Origin of the sequence: Caulobacter flavus (assembly GCF_003722335.1) — a bacterium.
Classification (GTDB): Bacteria; Pseudomonadota; Alphaproteobacteria; order Caulobacterales; family Caulobacteraceae; genus Caulobacter; species Caulobacter flavus.
Window position 1 is genome coordinate 5,398,434 of the sequence record NZ_CP026100.1, and the last position, 22,840, is coordinate 5,421,273.

Genomic DNA, 22,840 nt, shown 5'->3' on the forward strand with positions numbered 1-22,840 from the left:
TCATCTTCCGTTGACCGTGTTCCTTCACGGTTTGCGAGGCATGCGGCCTTAGGACTCAGGGCTCCACCGCGAGCCGAGCCCATGCTGACGCCCAACCATGTCGTTATCGCCGCCAAGGCCGTGCTGTTCCTGGGAGCGGCCGCGGCCGTGACCCTGATGCTCGGCCCGTTCCAGGGGCTGGAAGAGGCCTTCGGCCTCAGCGACAAGGCCGCGCACGCCCTGGCCTTCGGCGGCCTGACGGCCGTGGCTTTCCTGGCCTTTCCGAAGATGCGCCGCAACGACTTGGCGATCGCCGCGATCCTGCTGGGCGCCAGCGCCGAGATCGCCCAGCTGTTCGCCCACCGCAGCGCCAGCTTCACCGACCTGGCCGCCGACGTCGCCGGCATCGCAGTCGTCTATCTGGCCAGCCACATCGAGGCGGTGCGTCGCGACGCCCGCGAGCGCGGCGCCATGCGCTTTTCCGACATCTCGGCCCAGAAGCAGCGCCGCCGCCGTCGCAAGAGCGGCGTCGTCATGCCGGCCGCGTCCGTCGCAGCAGAGGGCGAAGCCGCTCGTGGCAGCTTCGCCTCCCGCGCCGCCTCGCGCTTCCCGCGCGAGGCCTGATCCCCGTCAGGTGATCCGCTTGACGCTGACCGGGTCGCTGCCCGGAAAGCTCTCTTCCAGGCCCTCGTCGAGAAGGGCCTCCTGACGGCTTTCCGAGCACTCGACCTTGTCGGCCAGCTGGTCGTGCTTCTCGTTCTCGGCCAGCGGCTTTTCGGCCAGCTTGGCGTGCGGCGCCTCGATATGGCGGTCCTCCGGGCGCAGCTTGCCCTCGGCCGCGCAGTCGGCGGTGGTCGCCGAGGTGCCGTGCGTGAAATGGCGGCCGTCTTCCTGATGATGCCTGTGACCGATCATGACCGGTTTCTCCCGTGCTTCGCCCATGGGGGCGTCGGGAGATAAACCCCCGGGGCGCGGCCAGGGTTGCTCCGCCTCCAGACAAGCGCCGCGAAGCAGGCTATGCAAACGCCATGCAAAAGCCGCTCACTTTGCTCGCCTGCCTTTTGCTGGGCGCCTGCGCTTCGACGCCCGCGCGCGGACCCGCGCCCGATCGCGCCCCTGCGCCCAAGCTGGCGGTCGAGACGCGCAGCTACGCGACCACGCCGCTGGCCCCGACGCCGGCCGACCTGCCGCCGGCCGAGGCCTTCGCCGCCGCCAGCTTCACCGCGCCGAACGGCGTGCGCCTGCCCTATCGCCTGCTCTCGCCGGCGACCAAGGAAAAGCTGCCGCTGGTGGTGGTGCTTCACGGCTCGGGCGCGCTGGGCCACGACAACAAGGCCCAGATGGGCCCCTTCGTGCGCAGTTGGGCCCGCCCGGGTACGGCCAAGACCTTCCCGGCCTACGTCCTGGCCCCCCAGGCCCCGATCCGCACCGCCAACTACGCCAAGGGCGCCGACCGCCTGCTGGCCTCGCGCCCCGGAAACAGCCTGCCGGCCATCCTAGCCCTGATCGACGACCTGTCGGCCCGCCTGCCGATCGACACCGACCGCATCTACCTTGTCGGCTTCTCGATGGGCGGTTCGGCGGCGATGAACGCGGCCGCCCTGGAGCCGGGCAAGTTCGCCGCCGTCGCCGCCTTCTCCGGCGTGCCGCCCGAGCGGGCCCTGGCGGCCAAGGTCGCCCCGACCCCGGTTCTGATCGTCCATGGCGACAAGGACCGCGAGAACCCCTACGCGCCGGATCTGGCCTGGGCCGGCGCCCTGGCCGACGCCGGCGGTCACGTGCGGTTCGTCTCCTATTCGGGCATGGCCCACCTGGTGCCGCCCGACATGGTGCACGACGACGCCTGGCGGGCCTGGCTGTTCTCGCAGAAGCGCAAGAAGGACTAAGCCTTCCAGGTCTGCGCGAACACCCGCTGGAAGTTGCCGCCCAGCACCTTGTCGACCACCCGCGCGCCGTAGCCCCGCCTGCGCAGTTCGTCCGCGATGACCGAGAACCGGTCGGCGCGGTTCAGGCCGACGACGAACGGCGGCGGCCCCTCCCCCGGCGCGGCCACCCCGTCGGCCTTGCGCCGCGCCAGGCTCTCGTTCCACTCGGCCATGCTCTCGGGCGAGGTGTCGAAGGGCCACAGGGTGGCGTCGCTGCCGATGCCGACGTGGTCCTCGCCGCACACCTTCAGCGCATGGCCGAGGTGGGCGAAATAGACGTCCAGCGAAGGCTGGGCCGTCGGGTCCCTCAGATAGGACAGCTCGTAGATCCCCATCACCCCACCGCGCTGGGCCAGGGCGCGCATCAGCCGGTCGGACTTGTTGCGCGGATGGACGTGGACGGCCGCCGCGCCGGCATGGGTGATCAGCACGGGCTTCTTCGACGCCGCCACGGCCGCCAGGCTGGAGAGCTCGTCGCTGTGGCTGACGTCGACCGTCACGCCCAGGGCGTTCATCCGCTCCACCGCGCGGCGGCCCAGCTCCGTCAGACCCGTGGACGGCGACGACATCGTGCCCGACGCGAACGGCGTGGTCCTGTTGTAGCTGAGCCCCATGACCAGCACGCCGGCCGCGCGGAACTGGTCGATGGCGGCCAGATCGCCCTCCAGCATCTCCGCGGCCTCGAACGAATAGATGATACCGAGCCGCTGCGTGGCCTGGGCGCGGGCGAAGTCGGCGACGGAGGCGACCTTGAGATAGAGGTCGGGATTGAGCGCCACGGCCTTGTCGAGGACGGCGATGGACTGGGCGGTCTGCTCCCGCGTCTCGCCGCCCGATCCGCCGATGGTCTGCTTGGCCGCCGTCAGGCCCGAGGCCCTGACCATGTCGCGCGTCGCTTGGTCCAGCGGCTTCTCCGGATCGATGGGCAGCACCAGGTTGCCGTTGATGGCCAAGCCCCGACCGGCGGCGGATGCGGCTCCCGACATTCCAGCGCAGGCCGCCAGCGCGCAGCCGGCCGTTCCCAGAAAGATGCGACGCGTGGTGCTCATGGTTCCCCCGAAGGAATATACGTAGGCGCCTACGTATCCATTCAGCCCCTAGGCTCGTCCAATGAAATTCCCTCCATGATCCGCTCGAACATCGAGCGGCGGTCCAGGGCGTCGTCCAGCCGATCGAGCAGGCGGACGATGTCGCCGGCCTCGGCGTCCAACTCGCGCGCGGCGGCGTTGAACGCGTCCCACAACGGCGTCAGCCGGGCGACCATGTCCCGCCCCTGCTCGGTCAGCTCCAGCAGTCTGCGCCGCCCGTCCTCGGCCGAGGCGCGGGAAACGACCAGGCCAGCCTTCTCCATCGAGCGGCTGGCCTCGCTGACCGAGACGTGGGTGATGCGCAGGATCGCGGCGATCTCACCGACCCCCATAGGCCGATCATGCTCGGAGAGCTGACGCAGCGTGCCGTACCAGCGCTGTTCGAACCGGATTCCCTGGGCGGCGTAGACGCGCGAGCCGTCGCGATCGATCCGCTCGGACGCGCGCCGCAGGCGAGCCGCCAGGGCTTCGCCGCCGAAGCCGCGGCTGTAGTCTTCGGGATCGGACATGGCGCAATTCGCTGACGGAGGAACGAACCCTCCTTCTGGGCCATCCGCGCGCCAGAGCCTAGAGGCCGCCTAGAGCCCCGCCCGCGTCAGGGCCTCGCGCACCACGTCCGGCGCGTGGTCGATGACCCTCAGATAGGCCAGCATGGCCGCGTCGGGGCGCGCCTCGCCATGCTCGAGCTCGCTGAGCACCGGCAAGGGGATGGCGAAGGCGCGCGAGAACTCGGCTTGGGAGAGGCCGCTGCGCCAGCGCACCGCCTGCACGAGGGCCCGGGACGAGCGGACCTCGCTGGGCGCGGCCTGGTCGTCGATGGCGATGTCGGTGGTGGTCAGGCGCGCTGCGGCCATAGGATCGCTCCCTTCGCTGCTCTTCTCCCCGGCCGCTCCTCTATACGCGTTCGATTGCACAAATTCGACGGCGCGACGTCGCCAATGCGACGGTTCGGCGGCGGCTTGACCGGGCCTCAGCCCTGTGGCTTGGCCAGCAGGGCGCGCGCCTTGACCTCGACCGCCTCGACGCCCTTCAGCGGATCGCCGGCGTCGTCGAGGATGTTGGAGAAGCGCTTGAGATCCTGGGTCGAGATGCGCTTGATGCGGCGATCGCGCGCCCATTCCATGCCGATCAGCTGACCCAGCCTGCACGCTTTCGGAAGAAGCGCCGGCTTCTCGGCCGGGCCGCCCTTGACCAGCAGCTTGCTGACGATGTCGTTCCAGTTGGGCGAGCCGGGGAAGCACAGGTTCAGGTCCTGGCAGTTGCCGGTCCAGAACCGCTTGTACCAGCGGGCGTGGGTCTCGTCCTCGAACCGCAGGCCGCGCGTGGGCTGGACCACGTTCAGGCAATCGCCGCGCACGAACTCCTGCGCGGACGCCGAGCCGGCCAGCAGGCCGGCAAGCAAAAGGGCCGTCGCCCCCGTACGAAACGCCAAGTCTTCCTCCTAGAATCCTCCCCCACGGAGGATGCTCACGGCTCGTTTAATCGCGCGCTTCGGACAGAAATGCGGCCGTCGCTTCAATGACTTCCACGAGCGTGAGTCGCTCGATGGTCACCCCTTCGGGCAGACTTGAAAAGAGCCTCGTGGGCGCGGCCGCGTCGAGCATCACGAAGACGCCCCGGTCCTCGGCGCGGCGGATCAGGCGACCGAAGGCCTGGCTGATGCGGGCGCGGGCTATGGAGTCGTCGTAGCCCTTGCCGCCGAACTTGGTCCGGCGCGCCTTGTGCAGGATGTCCGGGCGCGGCCAGGGCACGCGGTCGAAGACCAGCAGGCGCAGGGAGCGGCCCGGCACGTCCACGCCATCCCGGATCGCATCGGTGCCCAGAAGGCAGGCGTCCTCCTCGGCGCGGAAGATGTCGACCAGGGCGCCGGCCTCCAGCGGATCGACGTGCTGGGCGTAGAGCGGCAAGCCCTTGTCGGCCAGGGGCGCGGCGATGCGCTCGTGCACGGCCTTGAGCCGGCGGATGGCGGTGAACAGGCCCAGCGCCCCGCCATTGGCGGCCAGGAACAGCTCGCGCATGGCCGCCGAGACCTGGCGCGCGTCCTCCTTGTTGACGTCCGTGACGACGAAGGCGCGGGCGTTCTTCTCGTAGTCGAAGGGCGAGGCCAGGCGCAGCACCTTGGGCGGCTGCGGCAGGCGGGCCGCGCCGGTGCGCATCTCGGCCAGGGCGAACGGGTCTTCCAGGGCCGGGTCCACCAGGGTGGCGCTGGTCACCAGCACCCCGTGGGCGGGCGAGAGCACCGCTGCGCGCAGAGGCTCGGTCGGATCCACCCAGTGGCGGCGGCAGGCGGCGTCGACGACGCGGCCATAGAGGAAGGTGGCCTCGAACCAGTCGACGAAGTCGGGATCGTCCTCGGCGTCCTCGTCGATGGCCTTGAGGATCGAGCGCCAGGCCGGCAGGGTCATGCGCGCCCGTCGGTCCAGGCCCCGCAGCGCGCCCTCGATGCGGGCGCGTTCGGACGGGCCCAGGTGCTCTGCGTCCTCGTCGAGCACGTCTTCCAGCTGGCGGGCCAGGGCCAGCAGCGGCGCCTCGACCCCGGCCAGGGCCCGAGCGGCCTCGCCGGCCCGCTCGCGCACCAGATCCACGGCCGGGCGGGCGGCGCACTGCAGGCCCTGCTCGGCCCCGCCGCGTTCGCTGGACCGCGCCCGCAGCTGCTCGATGACGGCCACGAGATAGTTCTCGATCGGGCCGATCGGATTGACCTGGCCGTCCGGCGGCGCGATGCGGCCCGACCAGCCCTCGCCCGGCAGGGCGGTGGCGGCCTGGATCACGGCGCTCAGGGCCTGGCGGGCGCTTTCCTTGTCGCCCAGGATGTCGAGCAGCCGGGCCTCCAGCCCCCTGCCCCGCCGCCCGCGCCCCTCGGGACCACGGATCCAGCGGCGCAGCTCGGCGGCCTCCGCGCCCGACAGGGCGGCGGAGAAGGCGCTGTCGGCGGCGTCGAACAGGTGGTGGCCCTCGTCGAACACCACGCGCTTGACCGCCGTGGTCTCGTTGTCGCCCTTCAGGCCCCGCGCCGTGCGCGCGCCGTCGAAGGCCGCCTGGGTCATGACCAGGGCGTGGTTGGCGATCACGAGGTCGGCGCGCTTGGAGGCTCGCACGGCCTTTTCGATGAAGCAGACGCGGTAATGCTGGCAGCCGGCGTGGATGCACTCGCCCCGGCGGTCGACCAGGTTGGCGGCGCTTGCCTGGGCGGACGGCGGCACGGCGAACAGGGTCGGCAGCCAGGCCGGATAGTCGCCGCCGGTCATGTCGCCGTCGCGGCTGACCCGGGCCCAGCGCGCAGCCAGGGCCAGGCCCACCAGGTCGCCGTTGCCAAGCTGGGCGCTGTTGACCTGCTCCTGCAGGTTCAGCAGGCACAGGTAGTTTTCCCGCCCCTTTCGCACCACCGCCTTGCGGGCCCGCACCTGCGGGTCGGGATAGATGGCGGCGCTCTCGCGCTCGATCTGGCGCTGCAGGGCGCGGGTATAGGTGCTGATCCACACCGACGGCCCGTTGGCCTCGGCCCAGACGCTGGCGGGGGCCAGATAGCCCAGGGTCTTGCCGACGCCCGTGCCGGCCTCGGCCAGCATCATCCGCGGCTCGCCTTCACGTTCCCTGGGCTGGAAGGCGAACGAGGACTCGCGGGCATAGGCGTCCTGGGCCTCGCGCACCTCGTCGAGGCCCGCGCGGCTCAGCAGCGACTTCAGCCGTTCGGAGGCGACCTCGGGATCGATCGGGCGCGACAGCGGCTCGCCGACCGGCGCCTGGTCCTCCCACTCCACGAGGCGGCTCCAGACGTCGAGGCCCGAGCTTCTGAACTGGTTGCCGACCGGGACCGAACGCAGCGCGCCGACCACCGCCGGTCCCCAGGACCAGCCGGCGCGGGCCAGGGTCTCGGCCACGGCCAGGGCCTCCTCGCGCGACGGACGCGGCGTCAGGGCCAGTTCGCGCAGCAGGACGTCGGCCGCCTCGCGCAGGGTCTGGGCCTGGGCGGCGGGACCTCGCGGCTCGGGCAGGCCCAGCGCCATGGCCAGGCCCACCGACGACGGCGCGCAGAAGGTGGCCGGCCGGGTGAAGGCATAGAGCTCCAGCACGTCGAATATGCCGGGATAGCGCAGCGGCGCGTGCAGGTTCAGGCGCTTGGCGGTCATGGCCGCGTGGGCCACCAGCACCGGCCCGTGCTCGAAGAGGTCGCGCGCGTCCGGCGGCCGGATCAAGCGGCCCTCGCCCGTCCCGTCGGCCAGGCCGGCGCGCGGACCGGGCAGCACGACCAGGGCCGGGGCAAGATCAAGACTCGGGGGAAGCGCGCTCACGGGTGTGGATTAACACTTCGCGCCGGGGAAACGAACGGGGAACTCCCATTCCCATTCCAAAAGCTCGTCATCCCGGTCGGAGCGCGCAGCGCGTAGAGCCGGGACCCAGGGGACGCCGCTTTGCGCCGGCGACCGCAAGGGCGGCGAACCCAAGCGCTGCGTCCAGTCCCCCTTGGGTCCCGGACAGCCGCTGCGCGGCTTCCGGGATGACGGAAGGAGGTATCGCTACTTCCGCTGGCTGGCGCTCTCCGCGCGGACCGGCTTGAACTCCGAACCCGCGTTCCAGTCGGGCCAGACGCGCGAATTGGCGATCGCCTTGCCGGCTTCGTAGACCAGGGCCACGTCCTGGGCCGCGCCGCGCAGGTCCCAGTCGGCGCTCCAGGCGTCGCAGGGCTGGTGGTAGCAGCGGCTGGTGTAGTCGGCGACCCAGGCGTCGCCGGCCGCGCGGCCGCCGTTCAGCAGGTCGGCCCCGCCGCCCAGGCCCATCACCAGCAGCACCGGCACGCCGCGCTTGGCCAGCGAGAAGTGGTCGGCGCGGTAGAACAGCGCCCGTTCCGGCTTGGCGTCAGGCGTCACGGTGCGGCCCTGCGCGGCGGCGGCCTTGGCCAGCCCCTGCTCCAGCTCGTTCTGGCCCGCGCCGACCAGCACGATGTCCTTGGCCGGCCCGGCGGTCTGCAGCACGTCGAGGGTGTAGTTGGCGGCCATCTTGCCCAGCGCGGCGTCACCGGCCTTCACCGCGTAGTATTCCGAGCCCAGCAAGCCGCGCTCCTCGCCCGTCCAGGCGGCGAAGACGATCGAGCGCTGCGGCGCCGGGCCCTGCTTGAAAGCGCGGGCGACCTCGATCACCCCGGCCACGCCGATGGCGTCGTCGGCCGCGCCCGCGCGGATCGTCTTGCCTTGCGCGTCCGGCGCGCCGACGCCGTAGGCGTCCCAGTGGGCGGCGTACATGATGCTCTCGTCGGCATGGGTCGAGCCGGGCAGGCGCGCGACGACGTTGTGGCTGACCATCGGCTCGTGGGCCACCTTGTAGGCGGCCGAGAAGGCCGCGCCCTTCAGCGCCACGGGCTTGAACGAAGGATCACGGGCCGAGCGCTTCAGCGCCTCGAAGTCCAGGCCCGAGCGCTTGAAGAGGTCGACGGCCACGTCGCGCTGGATCCAGCCCTGCAGCTGCAGCTTCTCCTTGGCCGGATCGGCGCGGACGATGTCGTAGCCCTCGCCGTTCGAGGCCTTGACCGTGCTCCAGCCATAGCCGGCGCCGAGGGTCTCGTGGACGATCAGCGCGCCGACCGCCCCGCGCCGCACGGCCTCTTCGTACTTGTAGGTCCAGCGGGCGTAGTAGGTGGCCGCCTTGCCGCCGAACTTGCCATAGGCCGGCTCGCCGGCTTCGGCCTCGAGGTCCGGGTCGCTGATCAGGAAGACGGCGACCTTGCCCTTAAGGTCCACGCCCTTGAAGTCGTCCCAGCCGCGTTCGGGAGCGCTGACGCCGTAGCCGACGAACACGAGGGGGGCGTCCTTGATCGCCACCTTGTCGACCGGCAGCAGGGTCATGACCTGGGCCTGGTCGCCCTGGGCCAGGGTCATGGCGCCGCCGGCGGTGGAGAAGCTCATCGCCACCGGACCGTCGATGCGGGTGTGAACCAGCGGCACCTTCTGGGTGTAGGCGCCCGCGTCGCCCGCCGGCTCCAGGCCCAGGGCCTTGAACTGGCCGGCGATGTAGTCGGTGGTCTTCTGCTCGGCCGGACCGCCCGGGGCGCGGCCGAGGAACTCGTCCGAAGCCAGCACGCGGGTGATCTCCGACAGGCGCGCCGGATCGATCGGGCCGCTGTCGACCGTCTGCGCCAGGGCGAGGCCCGGCAGAGCCAGGGCGGCGGTCAGCAGAAGGGCGGCGCGGCGGGACATGGGCGAACTCCGGAAACTTGCGGGCCGACCCTAGGAAGCTCCGCCTGGATACGCAAACTTCGCACGGCGTTCGGCGGCTAATGTCGATTCCCCGCCAGAAACAGAACAGGAACATGCTATAGCCACCGCGATGGTTCCGGCCGACCTTCTTCCCCCGCGCTTTTCCCAGTGGTTCGCCGCCCGCGGCTGGTCTCCGCGCGCCCACCAGCTGGCGATGGTCGAGAAGGCCAAGGCCGGTCGCGACGCCCTGCTGATCGCGCCCACGGGCGGCGGCAAGACCCTGGCGGGCTTCCTGCCCAGCCTGATCGAGCTCCACGAGCGTCCGCCGCGCAACACGCCGGCCGGCATTCACACCCTCTACATCTCGCCGCTCAAGGCCCTGGCCGTCGACGTCGAGCGCAACCTGATGACGCCGATCCGCGAGATGGGCCTGTCGATCATCGCCGAGAGCCGCACCGGCGACACCGGCGAGAGCCGCAAGGCCCGCCAGCGCATCCGTCCGCCCGACATCCTGCTGACCACGCCCGAGCAGCTGGCCCTGTTCTGCGCCTGGGAGGGCGCGCGGGAATACTTCGCCGACCTCTCCTGCGTGATCGTCGACGAGGCCCACGCCATGTGGCCGTCCAAGCGCGGCGACCTGCTGGCGCTCGACATCGCGCGACTGCAGCTGTTCGCCCCCCGGATGCGCCGGGTGGGCCTGTCGGCGACGGTGGACGATCCGGACCTGGTGCGGCGGTGGCTGGGCAGAAATCCTCCCCCTGTGGGGGAGGTGGCGCGCAGCGCCGGTGGGGGGACGGTTTCAGCTGTTCGAACGCCTGAACACTCCCCCCCTCCGATCGCTACGCGATCACCTCCCCCACAGGGGGAGGTTCCTTTCTCCGTCGACCTCGTCCTAGGCTCCGGCGGCGCCCAGCCGGTCGTGGAGGTCCTCGTCTCCGGCGGGCGCGTGCCGTGGGCGGGGCACACCGCCCAGCACGCCATGGCCGAGGTCTACGAGATCATCGCCGCCAGCCGTACGGCGCTGGTGTTCGTCAACACGCGCTTCCAGGCCGAGTTCGCGTTCCAGGAGCTTTGGAAGCTCAACGACGAGGGCCTGCCGATCGCCCTGCACCACGGCAGCCTGTCGGCCGAGCAGCGGCGCAAGGTCGAGGCCGCCATGGCCCGGGGCGAGCTGCGGGCCGTGGTCTGCACCTCGACGCTGGACATGGGCATCGACTGGGGCGACGTCGACCTCGTCATTCAGCTGGCAGCGCCCAAGGGGGCCTCGCGGATGGTGCAACGGATCGGCCGCGCCAACCACCGCCTGGACGAGCCCAGCCGCGCCCTGTTCGTGCCCGCCAGCCGGTTCGAGATGCTGGAGTGCCGGGCGGCCGCCGACAGCATCCTCGAAGGCCACCTCGACGGCGAGCCGGCCCGCGTGGGCGCCCTCGACGTGCTGGCCCAGCACGTGATGGGCTGCGCCTGCTCCGAACCGTTCAAGCTGCTCGATCTCTACGACGAGGTCCGCACCGCCGGCCCCTATGCCGACCTGTCGTGGGAGGATTTCGAGACCGTCGTCGATTTCGTTTCCACCGGCGGCTACGCGCTTAAGACCTATGATCGCTTCCGCCGGATCGTCGAAGACCAGGACGGCTTGTGGAAGGCCCGCAACGCCCAGGTAATCCAGCGCCACCGAATGAACGTCGGCGCCATCGTCTCGCCGGCGGTCGTCAATGTGAGGATCGGCGGCGGCCGCAGACCCATGGGCGGGCGCAAGATCGGCGAGGCCGAGGAGGGCTATTTCGAACAGCTGACACCCGGCGACACCTTCGTGTTCGCCGGCCAGGTCTGGCGGTTCAACAGCCTGGTGGGCGCCGACGCCTACGTCTCGCCCGCCCCGGCCAAGGACCCCAAGATGCCCAGCTGGGGCGGCTCGAAGTTTCCGCTCTCGACCTATCTGGCCGGCCGCGTGCGCAAGATGATGCACGACGAGGCCGAGTGGACCGCCCTGCCGCCCGACGTGCAGGAGTGGATGGCCTACCAGAAGGCCCGCTCGATCATCCCCGACGAGGACGAGATGCTGCTGGAGACCTTCCCCCGCGGGAAGCGGTTCCACATGGTCATCTATCCGTTCGAAGGGCGCCTGGCCCACACCACGCTGGCCATGCTGCTGACCCGTCGGCTGGACCGGCTGGGGGTCGGGCCGCTGGGCTTCGTCTGCAACGACTACGCGCTGAACATCTGGTCGCTGAAGCCGATGGACGACCTGGATCTTCCCGATCTGTTCGACCAGGACATGCTGGGCGACGACCTGGAGGACTGGCTGAACGAGAGCTTCCTGATGAAGCGCGCCTTCAAGGCCTGCGCCCTGGTTGGCGGGCTGATCGAGCGGCGCTATCCAGGCGAGGAGAAGTCGGGCCGCCAGGTGACCTTCTCGACCGACCTGATCTACGACGTGCTGCGCAAGCACCAGCCCGACCACCTGCTGCTGCGCTGCGCCCGGTCCGATGCGGCGACCGGTCAGCTGGACGTGGCCCGCCTTGGCGATCTGCTGGCCCGCATCAGGGGCCGCATCCGCCATGCGGCGCTGGACAAGGTTTCGCCCTTCGCCGTGCCGATCATGCTGGAGATCGGCCGCGAGCGCGCGCCCGGCGACGCGGCCAGCGACATGATCCTGGCCGAGGCGGAGGAAGACCTGATCGCGGAGGCCCTTTCCTGATGGTGACGCCCTGATGACGAGGTTCCAGTCCAGCGACTGCGGCGGCCTGGCGGTGCTGGTGGCCCAGCGCCTGGTGCTGCTGCGCGGCTCCGGCGCCCTGTGGCTGGAGCAGGAGCGCGCCCTGGTGGTTGCCGACCTGCACTTCGAGAAGGGCTCGTCCTACGCCGCGCGCTTTGGCCAGATGCTGCCGCCCTACGACACCCGCGAGACCCTGACGCGCCTCGAAGCCGAGGTCGTCGCCCTGGCCCCCGCGACCCTGATCTTCCTGGGCGACAGCTTCCACGACGGCGCGGCCGAGGATCGCCTGGCCGCCGACGACGCGGCGCGCCTGCGCGCCCTCTCCGTCGGCCGCGACCTGATCTGGGCGGTGGGCAACCATGACGCAGACGGCCCCCGCGCCCTGCCCGGCCAGATCATGGACGAGCTGTCCATCGGCGGGCTGATCCTGCGCCACGAGCCAGAGCCCGGCGTCCAGCCCGGCGAGGTGGCCGGCCACCTGCATCCAGCCGCTCGCGTCTCCAGCGGCCGCGGCAGCGTACGCAAGCGCTGCTTCGTCACCGACGGCCAGCGCCTGATCCTGCCCGCCTTCGGCGCCTATACCGGGGGTCTCAACATCCTCGACCAGGCGTTCTCGAACCTGTTCGCCGCCCCGCCCCTGGCCGGCGCTCTGGGCGGAAAGCGGGTGCACGCAGTGGGTCCACGCTCGCTGCGGCCGGACTGAGGCAAGCTTCACGCTGGGATCGCTGACGCTCCCAGCGGCGTTTGCCCGGAAACGTCCACCCGGGAGACCCCGCCTCATGCGCCCGCTGATCCCGAGCGTCGCCGCCCTTCTGGTCCTGTCGGCCTGCGCGACCCATCCCGCGCCCCGCGACACCGTCGCCAAGCTCGACGCCAGCAATCCACGCTACGAGAGCGCCAAGTGCCGCAAGGCCCGCGCGGAGGCCGAGCAGTACAACGAGCACCGCATCGTGCGCGCCGTGGTCGGGGTCGGCGGCAACGTGGTCATGCCCTTCGCCGGCGCGGCGGCGGGCGGCGCCCTGACCCACAGGCTGGAGAAGAAGAAGGCCAAGCTGAACCACGCGGTGGCCAGAGCCTGCCTGGACGATCCGCTGGCCCGAAAGGCCGTGGCGGCGCGCTAGAGCGTGAACTTAATTGAGCGGGATATCGGATCCAAGAAATTCAGTCATTTATCACTCGTCATCCCGGAAAGCGCGAAGCGCTTGTCCGGGACCCGGGGGCCGGCGCAATGCAGGTGGCCCCTGGGTCCCGGCTCGACGGTCCGCTACGCGGCCCTCCGGCCGGGATGACGAGCAGAATTGTTCGCGTAATTGAGTACGGACCCTAGAGCGCCAGCGCCTGTTCCAAGGAGAAGGCCAGGGAAAGCGCCGCGCCGGTGGTCAGCAGCGTGCGCAGGCGGGGCCGCCAGGCGGGCCCCTCGTGGCTGGTGACGTCCCACAGCCATTGCAGCAGGAACACGAACAGGAAGCCGGAAAGCTGCCAGGCCGGGCCGAAGCGCTCGGCGCCCAGCATCAGCGCCACCCCGGCCAGCGGCGGCAGCAGCGACAAGCCCAGCGTCGCCCAGCGCGGACGGACATGGTCGATCTCGAGCCCGCAGCGCACGCCGCCGAGATAGGACAGCATGGCCGTCGAATAGGCCAGCAGCGCCACCAGCGCCGGACCGCGCTGGCTCTGGGGGCCGTAGCAGAACAGGCCGGACGCGATGACGAAGGGCGCCAGCGTGCAAAGGCCGAACACCCATACGGCGCGCGGAACAGGCACGCGTTCGGTCACGTGGTCCGTCATCAGCTCGTTACTCCTCCGGCAGGCCCGAAGGCCTTCCCCCCGCCCCGTTCACGATCGTCGGCGTCCCGGCCGACCGCGCAAACCCTAGTCCAAACCGACCCCGAGATTGTTTCACCCGGCCCGATTTGCGTCGAAACGGTGACTATTACCGAGGTCGGCGGCCAGGTCCACGCTGGAAGTGGACGGCAAAACGCCCCCGGAGCGGGCTCCGAGGGCGTTTCAGGATCTGCGGGCGGCGGCGCCGGTCAGCGCGCGAAGGCCGACAGGCGGTTCAGGGTCTCGCCGTCCAGGGCGCCGGAGGCCGGCAGGTTCTGGTCGCGCTGGTAGGCCTGGACAGCCATGCGCAGGGCCGGAGACGACACGCCGTCCTTGGGGCCCTGGTAGTAGCCGAGGCTGGACAGGGCGCGCTGGGCGGTGGCCGTGCCGGCCGACGGCGCGGCGGCGGTCGCCACCTGGGTCGTGCGCGGCGCGGCGGCCAGGCGCGAGCGGAAGGCCTCGGCCGAGCGCTCGGCGATGCGCTGGCTTTCCGGGGTCAGCTGGCCGCGCAGGGCCGAGGCGCGGGCCCGGGCGTCGGCGTCGCCGGCGCGGGCCGCGATCAGGTACCAGCGATAGGCTTCGGCCGGGTTCTGGGCGACGCCACGACCGTTCTCGTACAGCTGGGCCAGGTTGAACTGGCTGTCGACCAGGCCGGTCTCGGCGGCCTTGCGGAACCAGTTGGCGGCCGTGGTCAGGTTCTTGTCGCCGCCGTCGCCGCGATAGGCGAACAGGGCGATGTTGTGCATGGCGCTAGGATCGCCGCCCTGGGCCGCGCGCTCGTACCAGCGACGGGCCTCGGCCAGGTCCTTCCTGACGCCGCCCTCACCCATCTCGGCCATCTTTGCGAGCAGGAACTGGGCCTTGGGCTGGCCGAGATTGGCGGCCTTGCGCAGCGGAGCGAGGCCGCCGCGGTCCTTGGCTTCCAGCCGGCTGACCGCCTCGGCGAACAGGGCCGAGCCCTCGTCGACGGCGGCGGGGGCCGGAGCCTCGGGCTCGGCGGAGGCCGCGCCGGTCGAGGCGGCGGGGGTCACCACGGCCATGGACACGCGCGGCTGGGCCGGAGTGGTGTCGGCCTCGCGGGTCTTGATCTCGATATCGGTCGCGCGACCGGCGATGGCGCGGGCCACGCGGTCGTTCAGCGGACCGTCGCTGTCCTTGGGCAGCAGGGTCAGGCCGGCCGTGCCGACGCCCAGGGCCGCGGCGCCGGCCGAGACCAGCAGCGCGGTGACCAGGGTCGACGAGGACGTGCGCTTGTCCTTCTTCTGCAGCGCCTTGCCGAAGCCGGCGAACAGCGACTTGGCGGCGGCCTTGTCGGCCTTGGTCTTCGCCTTGGCCTTGGTCTCGGCGCCGGCGGCCGCGGCGCGGGCGGCGGCGCGGGCCTGCTCGATCACCTCGCGGGTCGACAGGGCGCGGGCCGGAGCCGGCGGCAGTTCGGGCTCGGGATCGAAGGCGTCGGCCTCGAACGACGGCGCCTCTATGCGCGGCGTGGCGGTAAAGCCGTCGGCGGCCTCGAAGTCCTCGTCGGCGAAGCCCGGGGCCTGCGGTTCCTCGACCGGGAAATCGGCGTCGAAGCCGCTGGAAGCCGACCAGCCGGTATCCACCGTCGCGGCCGGAACCGGCGCCGACACGGCGACCGGCGAAGCGGCGGGCGCCTGGAAGCTCGGTTGCGGGAAGGCCGGCTGCTCGAACACGTCCTCGGAGACGGTCTCGCCGCCGAACGAGAAGCGATCGGTTTCGAACGGCGACGGGGCCGGCGCGGCAGGGCGGACCGGCGCGGGGGCCGGGGTCTCGGCCAGGCGGCGCTGGGCGTCGGCCAGCCGGGTGTCGATCTTCTCGCGGGCCTCGTCGAGCAGGCGCGCGGTGCGCTCTTCCGACTGGCGGATGCGGTCGATCAGTTCCTGCGAGCTGCGTTCGGCGCGCTGATTCAGGCGATCGGTAACCCTAACCACCTGATCGCCGACGTCGTCGATGGCCAGGGCGTTGCGACGTTCCGAGGCGCTGATGCGCTCGGCCAGCTTCTCGGTGATGCGGGCGATCTCGACGCCCAGCTTCTCCAGTGCCTGGGCCTGGACGCTGTCGGCGCGATTGAGCTTGTGCTCGACGCTGGAGGCGATGCGGGCCACCTCGCCGCCGACCTGCTCGATGGCGTTGGCCTGGCGGGCTTCGGAGGTCTGGATGCGGCGGTTGAAGGCGTCGGCCAGGCCGACCACTTCGCGGCCCATGCGCTCGATGGCCTGGGCCGAGCGCTGCTCGGCGGCCTGGATGTGGGCGGTCATCTCGCCCAGCTTGCGCTCCATGCGGTCGAAGCGGCCGTCGGCCGTCTCGCGCAGCTTGGCGGCCATCTCGACGCGAGCGGCCTCCATCTTGGCCGACAGGCTTCCGGCCAGTTCTTCGAGACGCTTCTGGGCGCTGCCGCCCTCGCCTTCGACGGCCGACAGGCGGGTGTCCAGGGCCTGGAACGAGCCGCCCAGCTGCTGCAGCGCCTCGGCGGTGCGGGCCTCGGCGGCTTCCAGCCGTTCCTGCAGGCGGGCGACGACCTCGTCGACCAGACCGGCGGCGGGCGCCGCGTCGCGCGCGGCGACCTTGGCTTCCAGGGCGGCAAGGGTCTCGCGGGTGCGGCTCTCGCCTTCGTAGAGATGGTTGGCCACGCGGCCGACGGCGCTTTCCAGCGCGCGCAGGGCCTCGGCCGAGCGCGGGCCGGCGGCCTCGTTCTCGATGCGGCGCAGGCGCTCGGCGTTGCGGGTCTGCTCGGTCTTGATCTCGTCGGCCAGGCCTTCGAAGCGGGCGGCGACGGCGATCTGCTCGCGCTCGGAATGCGACAGCCGCTGCAGCGCGCCGCGCACGGACTGGTCGATGCCGGTGATGGCCTGGGCCGAACGGGCCTCGGCGGCCTCGATGCGCTGGGTCAGACGGTCGAGCGCCGTCGCCATGCGGCCCACCTCGTCGGCGGGATGCTCGGGCGCCTCGATGCGCGGCGGCGCCTCGGCGCGCTCGGCTTCAAGGTAAACGGAGCGGCCGTTCGAACGACCAGTATCGTTAACGGGATCGGCGGGAGGCGCGTCGAAACCGGCGGAATCACCCTCGATGATCATCCGGTTCAACCACTCGCCAAGGGTCATGCCCGAGCGACGGGCCAGGTCCTTGGCGACCTCCCGTGCTTTCGGGTCAATTCCCTTTACGCTCCATGGAGCTGCAGCAGTCATGCGAATCGCTCTCCCCGCACCTGGGGACCCACGCTAGTCACCGATTCCTAGCGTGTAAACGCGACGGTAAACGCTAGATTTAGCGTTCCTGTGGACAGGTTAACAGACACAGTTACCAAGGTATGTACAGATGATTTGGTTCCCATGGGTTAATGCGTATTAACCTATTGCCAGGCCGATTGTCGCAGGCCATCTGCGCGCCATGGACATGATCCCGACCCTGATCGCGGCCGCGACGACGACCGCCCTCACCGTGCTGTTCGGCTGGCTGGGCGCGCGTCCTTCCAATCCCGCAAAGGGCCCGCGCATGGCGCCGTGGCGTCCCTTGATGATGGCGACGGCGGTGGCGACCATGCTTCTGGCCGCTCACGCGCTCAATCTTCTGGGCTTTAAGACGGGCGACCCGCGCTACTAGGCCGCGGCCTTTTCGTCAGGCCCGACATGCCGCCGGACGACAGGAGGCCGATGTCGGCGAGCAGAAACGGGATCGCCCAGCGGCGAGGCGCGGCAATGTAGCGCGGCTGCCAGACGGGGTCGTACTTGTCCTTGTAGCGGCGCACGCCCTGGAAATTGTAGATGCCCTCGCCGCGCTCGTAGAGCAGCCGGCCCACGCGCGACATGATCGGGGCCAGCGGACGGTCGTCCAGGCCCGCCAGCGGGGCCATGCCGAACTCGAACGCGGTGTAGCCCTCCGCCTTGCCCCACTGCAGGAGCTCGACGAACAGGTAGTCCATGATGTTCTTGGGCGCCTCGTCGGAGTAGCGCATCAGGTCCATCGAGAACGACGCCTTGTGGGCCGTGGTCCACAGCGTGGCGAACGCCACGATGCGGCCTTCCGAGCGCACCAGGGCGACCGGGAACTCGGCGACGTAGCGCGGATCGAAGCCGCCCATCGAGAAGCTCTTCTCGCCGCCGGCGTGGTGGGCCAGCCAGGCGTCGGAGATCACCCGCAGCTCGGCCATCACGGTCATGGCCGCGCCGGCCGGCAGCACCTCGAAGGCCGCGCCGCCCTCGCCGGCCTTGCGCCAGTTGCGGCGCAGGACCTCGCGACGGCGACCAGCCAGCGAAAAGCTCTCCAGCGGCACGATGGCGCTTTCGCCGGTCTTCTGGATGGCCAGGCCCAGGTCGACGGTGTCGGGCAGGTCTTCCGGGCCCAGGGCGTAGAAGCCCGCGCGGGCCGCGTGGGCGTCGGCCAGCTCGCGGAAACGCCAGAACAGCTCCATGCGCTCGTCGTGACGGCCGATGGGCGGACCCAGGGCGATCCACGAGCGGCGGCGCACGCCGAACATCAGGAAGCTCTCGCCCGAGGCCGAGAACAGGAAGCGCTTGTCGCCTAGCAAGGCCAGATTCGAAGCCGGCTCGGCGGCTTCGGCCTTGGCCAGGATCGCGCGCACCCGGTCGAAGTCGGGGTCGGTGTCGTCGACGACCGGCGGGGTGGCCGGGGTGGCGATCAGCCGCCACACGCCGATGCCCATCAGCACCACCGCCGCGGCGATCGACGAGCGGATGGCCCGCGCGGCCTCGCGGTCGCCCATGATCCGCATCCACGAGCGGTCGGCGTATTCGACGTGGTTGAACATCCACCAACCCAGGAACGCCGCCCCGCCGATGGCCGCGGCCGCCGACAGCAGCCAGCCGGGCGTGATCTCCATCCGCGACAGGGCCGCCTTGCGCGGGAAGGCCTCGTGGAACGGCAGGATGGCTACGAAGAAGGCGGTCAGGGTCGCCGTCTCTTCCCAGTTCAGGCCCTTGAAGATCGCCAGCACCGCACCGGCCGCCAGCATCACCAGGCTGGCCCACCAGGCCGCGTCGAGCCGCGCGCGCAGGCCGAAGGCCAGCAGAACCAGCACCAGGCCGATGATCGACGAGACGAAGTGGCTGATCTCGATCAGCGCCGAGGGGGCGAAGGCCAGCAGGATGGCGAAACGCGTCGGTTCCGACGGCGTCGCGCCCGACGCCAGCAGCAGCACCCCGGCCGAGGCGGCCAGGATGGCCGCGAGAGTCGGTGCGACCGCCAGAGCGGCGGGTCTCAGTTCTGGCGCGGACATCAAGACCCCTGAACGGCGAATCCCGGACCGGGAAACGTCATCGGCGCTTCTATAACGCGTCCGCGACGTTCTCGTCGCGCACGGCGATGCGAACGATCGTTTGAATCGACTTGCTCCCAGCGTTCCGTGGCGTAGTCTGCTGCCCGAAGCGGGCCGCCAAGCGCCCGGCACGATCCAGGGAGAGCCCGCCATGGCCGACTTCGGCGCCACCGAACTCGACACCTTCCGCGTCGAGACGCGCGCCTGGCTGGAGGCCAACTGCCCGCCGTCGATGCGCACGCCCATGACGGACGAGAAGGAAGCCCCCTGGGGCGGCCGCAAGGCGGAATGGAAGAATCCCGACGCCAAGCTCTGGCTCGACCGCATGGCCGAAAAGGGCTGGACCGCGCCGATGTGGCCCAAGGCCTATGGCGGCGGCGGCCTGTCGAAGGCCCAGAACAAGGTGCTGGAGCAGGAACTGCGCCGCATCAAGGCCCGTCCGGCCCTGATGAGCTTCGGCGTCTGGATGCTGGGCCCGGTGCTGCTGGAATACGCCACCGAGGAGCAGAAGCAGCGCTTCCTGCCGTCGATCGTGCGCGGCGAGACCCGCTGGTGCCAGGGCTACAGCGAGCCCGGCGCCGGCTCCGACCTCGCCAGCTTGCAGACCAAGTGCGAAGACAAGGGCGACCACTGGCTGATCAACGGCCAGAAGGTGTGGACCAGCTACGCCGACCAGGCCGACTGGATCTTCTGCCTGGTGCGCACCGATACGTCGAAGAAGCACGAGGGCATCTCGTTCGTGCTGTTCGACATGACCTCGCCGGGCGTCGAGGCCCGGCCGATCAAGCTGATCAGCGGCTCCTCGCCGTTCTGCGAGACCTTCTTCGACAACGTGAAGGTTCCGAAGGAGCAGTTGGTCGGCAAGGTCAACGGCGGCTGGGAGATCGCCAAGCGGCTTCTCCAGTACGAGCGCCAGAACATCAGCGCCTCGGGCTTCGGCGGCGGCGCTGGCCTGGACGTGGTCGAGGCGGCCAAGACCCACGTCGGCGTCGACAGCGAAGGCCGCATCGCAGACGGCGACCTTCGGACCCGCATCGCCGCCCACAAGATGGACGCCCACGCCTTCCTGCTGACCGTGCGCCGCGCCGAGGCGGAGTCCAAGACCGGCTCGGGTCCTAGCGCCGCCGTCTCGATCATCAAGTACGCCGCCGCCAAGATGAACCAGGAGCGCACCGAGCTGCTGGTCGAGGCCCTGGGCCTGCAGGGCCTGGGCTGGGAAGGCGAAGGCTTCACCGCCGACGAGATCGCCGCCCTGCGCTCGATGCTGCGCGCCAAGGGCAACTCGATCGAGGGCGGGACCAGCGAGGTCAATCTGAACGTCGTCGCCAAGCGCGTGCTTGGCCTGCTGGATCACCAGTAGGATGATCAACCTCTCCCAGAGGGAGGGGCCCGTCGCACGATGACCGGATGCTGGCCATGATCGAGTTCTGGTACGAGTTCGCCTCCACCTACTCCTACCCCGCCGCCATGCGGGTGGAGGATCTGGCCGCCCAGGCCGGGGTGGCGGTGCTGTGGCGGCCGTTCATCGTCGGCCCGCTGTTCAACGAGCAGCAGGGCCTGACCGACAGCCCGTTCAACGCCTTTCCGGTTAAGGGCGACTACATGTGGCGCGACCTGCAGCGGGTCTGCGACCGCGAAGGCCTGCCGCTGCACCATCCCAGCCAGTTCCCGCGCAACAGCTTGCTGGCCGCGCGCGTGGCGATCTGCGGGCTGGAAGACGGCTGGACGCCGGCCTTCAGCCGCGCCGTCTACCAGGCCAACTTCGTCGACGACCTCGACATCGGCAGCCCCGAGGTTCTGGCCCCGCTGATCGCCGGCGTGGGCGCGGGGCCCGAGCACGTGCTGGCGGCCGCCGGTTCGGCGCCGGTCAAGGACCAGCTGAAAGACCACGTGCGCCAGGCCCGCGAGCGCGGGCTGTTCGGCGCGCCCTCCTTCGTCACCGCCGACGGCGAGCTCTTCTGGGGCAACGACCGTCTCGAACAGGCCCTGGAATGGGCCGCCCGCCATCAAGATCCGGAGCAAGCCTGACATGGCCGTCCTGACCGAAGAACAGACGATGCTGCGCGATGCCGCCAAGGCCTGGTCGCAGGAAAGCGCGCCGGTCTCGGCCCTGCGACGCTTACGCAACGAGGGTTCGAAACAGACCTTCGATCCGGCCGCCTGGAGCGAGATGGGCCAGATGGGCTGGGCCGGCGTCGTCGTGCCCGAAGCCTACGAAGGCTCGGGCTTCGGCTATCTGGGCCTGGGCCTGATCCTGGAGGAGACCGGCAAGACCCTGGCCGCCTCGCCGCTCCTCTCCACCGCCCTGATCGCCGCCTCGGCGCTGGAGCTTGGCGGGTCCGACGCCCAGAAGGCTGCCTGGCTGCCGAAGATCGCCACGGGCGAGGCGGTCGCCACCCTGGCGATCGACGAGCACGCTCACCACAACCCCGCGCGCATCGCCCTGACCGCGACCACAAGCGGCGAAGGTTGGGCCCTGAACGGGACCAAGACCTTCGTGCTCGACGGCGAGGCCGCCGACCTGCTGATCGTCGCCGCCCGCACCGGCGGCCAAAGCGGCGACACCGACGGGATCACCCTGTTCCTCGTGCCGGGCGACGCCCCGGGCGTGACCCGCACCCACCTGTCGCTAGCCGACAGCCGGGGTGCGGCCCGCATCGCCTTCGACGGCGTCACGGTCGGCGCCGACGCAGTGCTGGGAGAGACCGACAAGGGCTGGGCGATCCTCGAACCCGTGCTCGACCGCGCCTATGCCGGCCTGGCGGCCGAGATGCTGGGCACGGCCAGCGCCGCCTTCGAGATCACGCTGGACTACCTGAAGACCCGCACCCAGTTCGGCCAGGTCATCGGCACGTTCCAGGCCCTGCAGCACCGGGCCGCCAAGTGGTTCACCGACCTGGAGACCACCCGCTCCTGCGTCGAGGCCGCGCTGGAGGCCCTGGACGCCGGCGCCGACGCCCGCGCCCTGTCCTCCCTCGCCAAGGCCAAGGCCAGCGAGGTGCTGCACCTGGCCTCCAACGAGATGGTCCAGATGCACGGCGGCATCGGCATGACCGACGAGCACGACTCCGGCCTCTACATGAAGCGCGCCCGCGTGGCCGAGGCCCTGTTTGGCGGGGCCTCGTTCCATCGCGACCGCTATGCCCGGCTGATGGGCTTCTAGAGCTTCAGCGACAGCTCGACGTCCTCGGCGAACGGCACCGACAGGTAGCCCGCCGCCGGGGACCGCACCCGCGCCAGGTAGTCGGGCGCGTAGTCGGCGTTGTCGGCCACGATCAGTGCGCCGGGCCGCAACCGGCTCTCGACCAGGGCCAGGATCTCCGGATAGAGCGCCTTGGCCCCGTCCAGCAGCACCAGGTCGATGGTCTCGGGCAGGTCGCTCGCCAGGGTCTCCAGCGCGTCGCCGGCGCGGATCTCCACCAGGTCGGCGACGCCGCCCGCCTCGAGGTTGGCCTTGGCCCGCGCCACCTTGGACGGCTCGAACTCGCTGGTGATCAGCAGGCCGCCGCCGTTGTCGCGCAGGGCCGCGGCCAGGTGCAGGGTCGAAATCCCGAACGAGGTTCCGAACTCGACGATCGTCCGCGCCCGGACACCGCGAGCCAGCATGTAGAGCAGGAGACCCGTCTCGCGCGACACGGCCAGCGGCGCGTCCTTCAACAGGCCGTAGAGGTCGATGTAGTCGGTCTTGCTGCGCATCAGCCGCGTGCGCTCCTCGGCCGACATCGCGGCTGCGGCGGGCATGTCGCGGGGCGCTTCCTCCTCGGCGAACAGCCGCTCCAGCAGCGGCGCGATCGGGTCTTGGGTCAGGGTGGTCATGGGGGTGTTCCGTG

20 protein-coding genes are annotated in these 22,840 nt (G+C 70.7%); 9 read left to right on the forward strand and 11 right to left on the reverse strand.

The window, feature by feature from the left end; all coding sequences use genetic code 11:
* The first annotated feature begins 81 nt into the window (after nucleotides 1–81).
* Nucleotides 82–603 carry a VanZ family protein gene (locus C1707_RS24660; protein ID WP_101713365.1) on the forward strand — a complete coding sequence of 174 codons (522 nt, stop codon included), beginning with the start codon at nucleotides 82–84 and terminating at the stop codon, nucleotides 601–603.
* 6 nt (nucleotides 604–609) lie between these two features.
* On the opposite strand, the gene C1707_RS24665 is transcribed toward C1707_RS24660, so the two are convergent.
* Nucleotides 610–894 carry a hypothetical protein gene (locus tag C1707_RS24665; protein ID WP_101713366.1) on the reverse strand — a complete coding sequence of 95 codons (285 nt, stop codon included), beginning with the start codon at nucleotides 892–894 and terminating at the stop codon, nucleotides 610–612.
* Nucleotides 895–1,007: 113 nt separating this feature from the next.
* Here C1707_RS24665 and C1707_RS24670 point away from each other — a divergent pair, with 113 nt between their 5' ends.
* On the forward strand, nucleotides 1,008–1,865 hold the full coding sequence (locus C1707_RS24670; protein ID WP_101713367.1) for a carboxylesterase family protein: 858 nt from the start codon (nucleotides 1,008–1,010) through the stop codon (nucleotides 1,863–1,865).
* Here the strand turns inward: C1707_RS24670 and C1707_RS24675 are convergent.
* The 6 genes from C1707_RS24675 to C1707_RS24700 all read right to left on the reverse strand — a co-directional run bounded on the left by C1707_RS24675 (nucleotide 1,862) and on the right by C1707_RS24700 (nucleotide 9,183).
* Nucleotides 1,862–2,953: a dipeptidase gene (locus C1707_RS24675; protein ID WP_101713368.1), complete on the reverse strand. Its 1,092-nt coding sequence runs from the start codon at nucleotides 2,951–2,953 to the stop codon at nucleotides 1,862–1,864. The two genes, C1707_RS24670 and C1707_RS24675, sit on opposite strands and share 4 nt — an antisense overlap.
* 41 nt (nucleotides 2,954–2,994) lie before the next feature.
* Nucleotides 2,995–3,501, reverse strand: coding sequence for a MarR family winged helix-turn-helix transcriptional regulator (locus C1707_RS24680; RefSeq protein ID WP_101713369.1), 507 nt, complete (start codon nucleotides 3,499–3,501; stop codon nucleotides 2,995–2,997).
* Between the two features lie 69 nt (nucleotides 3,502–3,570).
* Nucleotides 3,571–3,846 carry a helix-turn-helix domain-containing protein gene (locus C1707_RS24685; protein WP_101713370.1) on the reverse strand — a complete coding sequence of 92 codons (276 nt, stop codon included), beginning with the start codon at nucleotides 3,844–3,846 and terminating at the stop codon, nucleotides 3,571–3,573.
* A 116-nt stretch (nucleotides 3,847–3,962) separates the two neighbouring features.
* The gene (locus C1707_RS24690) at nucleotides 3,963–4,424 is read right to left on the reverse strand and encodes a hypothetical protein (protein WP_240633817.1); all 462 of its coding nucleotides are present in this window, start codon (nucleotides 4,422–4,424) and stop codon (nucleotides 3,963–3,965) included.
* A gap of 46 nt (nucleotides 4,425–4,470) precedes the next feature.
* The gene (locus C1707_RS24695; RefSeq protein ID WP_101713372.1) at nucleotides 4,471–7,284 is read right to left on the reverse strand and encodes an ATP-dependent DNA helicase; all 2,814 of its coding nucleotides are present in this window, start codon (nucleotides 7,282–7,284) and stop codon (nucleotides 4,471–4,473) included.
* Nucleotides 7,285–7,509: 225 nt separating this feature from the next.
* Nucleotides 7,510–9,183, reverse strand: coding sequence for a M28 family metallopeptidase (locus C1707_RS24700; protein ID WP_101713373.1), 1,674 nt, complete (start codon nucleotides 9,181–9,183; stop codon nucleotides 7,510–7,512).
* A 130-nt stretch (nucleotides 9,184–9,313) separates the two neighbouring features.
* Between C1707_RS24700 and C1707_RS24705 the strand changes: the two genes are divergently transcribed.
* The 3 genes from C1707_RS24705 to C1707_RS24715 all read left to right on the forward strand — a co-directional run bounded on the left by C1707_RS24705 (nucleotide 9,314) and on the right by C1707_RS24715 (nucleotide 13,020).
* Entirely contained in the window at nucleotides 9,314–11,881 is a 2,568-nt protein-coding gene (locus tag C1707_RS24705; RefSeq protein ID WP_101713374.1) for a ligase-associated DNA damage response DEXH box helicase, read from the forward strand.
* A 13-nt stretch (nucleotides 11,882–11,894) separates the two neighbouring features.
* A complete protein-coding gene (gene pdeM / locus C1707_RS24710; protein ID WP_101713375.1) occupies nucleotides 11,895–12,602 on the forward strand; it encodes a ligase-associated DNA damage response endonuclease PdeM in 708 nt (235 codons plus the stop codon).
* Nucleotides 12,603–12,678: 76 nt separating this feature from the next.
* Complete coding sequence (locus tag C1707_RS24715; protein ID WP_101713376.1) at nucleotides 12,679–13,020, forward strand: hypothetical protein; 342 nt, start codon at nucleotides 12,679–12,681, stop codon at nucleotides 13,018–13,020.
* A gap of 202 nt (nucleotides 13,021–13,222) precedes the next feature.
* Here C1707_RS24715 and C1707_RS24720 read toward each other — a convergent pair whose 3' ends face one another.
* Both C1707_RS24720 and C1707_RS24725 read right to left on the reverse strand, forming a co-directional pair.
* Nucleotides 13,223–13,684 (reverse strand): DUF3429 domain-containing protein, encoded by a 462-nt coding sequence (locus C1707_RS24720; RefSeq protein WP_101713377.1) that lies wholly within the window; start codon nucleotides 13,682–13,684, stop codon nucleotides 13,223–13,225.
* A 245-nt stretch (nucleotides 13,685–13,929) separates the two neighbouring features.
* Complete coding sequence (locus C1707_RS24725) at nucleotides 13,930–16,923, reverse strand: SEL1-like repeat protein (RefSeq protein ID WP_101713378.1); 2,994 nt, start codon at nucleotides 16,921–16,923, stop codon at nucleotides 13,930–13,932.
* A gap of 208 nt (nucleotides 16,924–17,131) precedes the next feature.
* Here C1707_RS24725 and C1707_RS24730 point away from each other — a divergent pair, with 208 nt between their 5' ends.
* Nucleotides 17,132–17,338: a hypothetical protein gene (locus C1707_RS24730; protein WP_338032068.1), complete on the forward strand. Its 207-nt coding sequence runs from the start codon at nucleotides 17,132–17,134 to the stop codon at nucleotides 17,336–17,338.
* Here C1707_RS24730 and C1707_RS24735 read toward each other — a convergent pair.
* Entirely contained in the window at nucleotides 17,313–18,971 is a 1,659-nt protein-coding gene (locus tag C1707_RS24735) for a phosphatidylglycerol lysyltransferase domain-containing protein (RefSeq protein ID WP_101713380.1), read from the reverse strand. The two genes, C1707_RS24730 and C1707_RS24735, sit on opposite strands and share 26 nt — an antisense overlap.
* 190 nt (nucleotides 18,972–19,161) lie before the next feature.
* Here C1707_RS24735 and C1707_RS24740 point away from each other — a divergent pair, with 190 nt between their 5' ends.
* From C1707_RS24740 to C1707_RS24750, 3 genes are read left to right on the forward strand one after another with little or no spacing between them, the layout of a single operon-like run.
* On the forward strand, nucleotides 19,162–20,370 hold the full coding sequence (locus C1707_RS24740; protein ID WP_101713381.1) for an acyl-CoA dehydrogenase family protein: 1,209 nt from the start codon (nucleotides 19,162–19,164) through the stop codon (nucleotides 20,368–20,370).
* Nucleotides 20,371–20,426: 56 nt separating this feature from the next.
* Nucleotides 20,427–21,038: a 2-hydroxychromene-2-carboxylate isomerase gene (locus tag C1707_RS24745; protein WP_101713478.1), complete on the forward strand. Its 612-nt coding sequence runs from the start codon at nucleotides 20,427–20,429 to the stop codon at nucleotides 21,036–21,038.
* A gap of 1 nt (nucleotide 21,039) precedes the next feature.
* Nucleotides 21,040–22,173, forward strand: a complete 1,134-nt coding sequence (locus C1707_RS24750; RefSeq protein ID WP_101713382.1) for an acyl-CoA dehydrogenase family protein — start codon at nucleotides 21,040–21,042, stop codon at nucleotides 22,171–22,173.
* Here the strand turns inward: C1707_RS24750 and C1707_RS24755 are convergent.
* A complete protein-coding gene (locus C1707_RS24755; protein WP_101713383.1) occupies nucleotides 22,170–22,826 on the reverse strand; it encodes an O-methyltransferase in 657 nt (218 codons plus the stop codon). The genes C1707_RS24750 and C1707_RS24755 overlap by 4 nt on opposite strands.
* Nucleotides 22,827–22,840 lie beyond the last annotated feature (14 nt).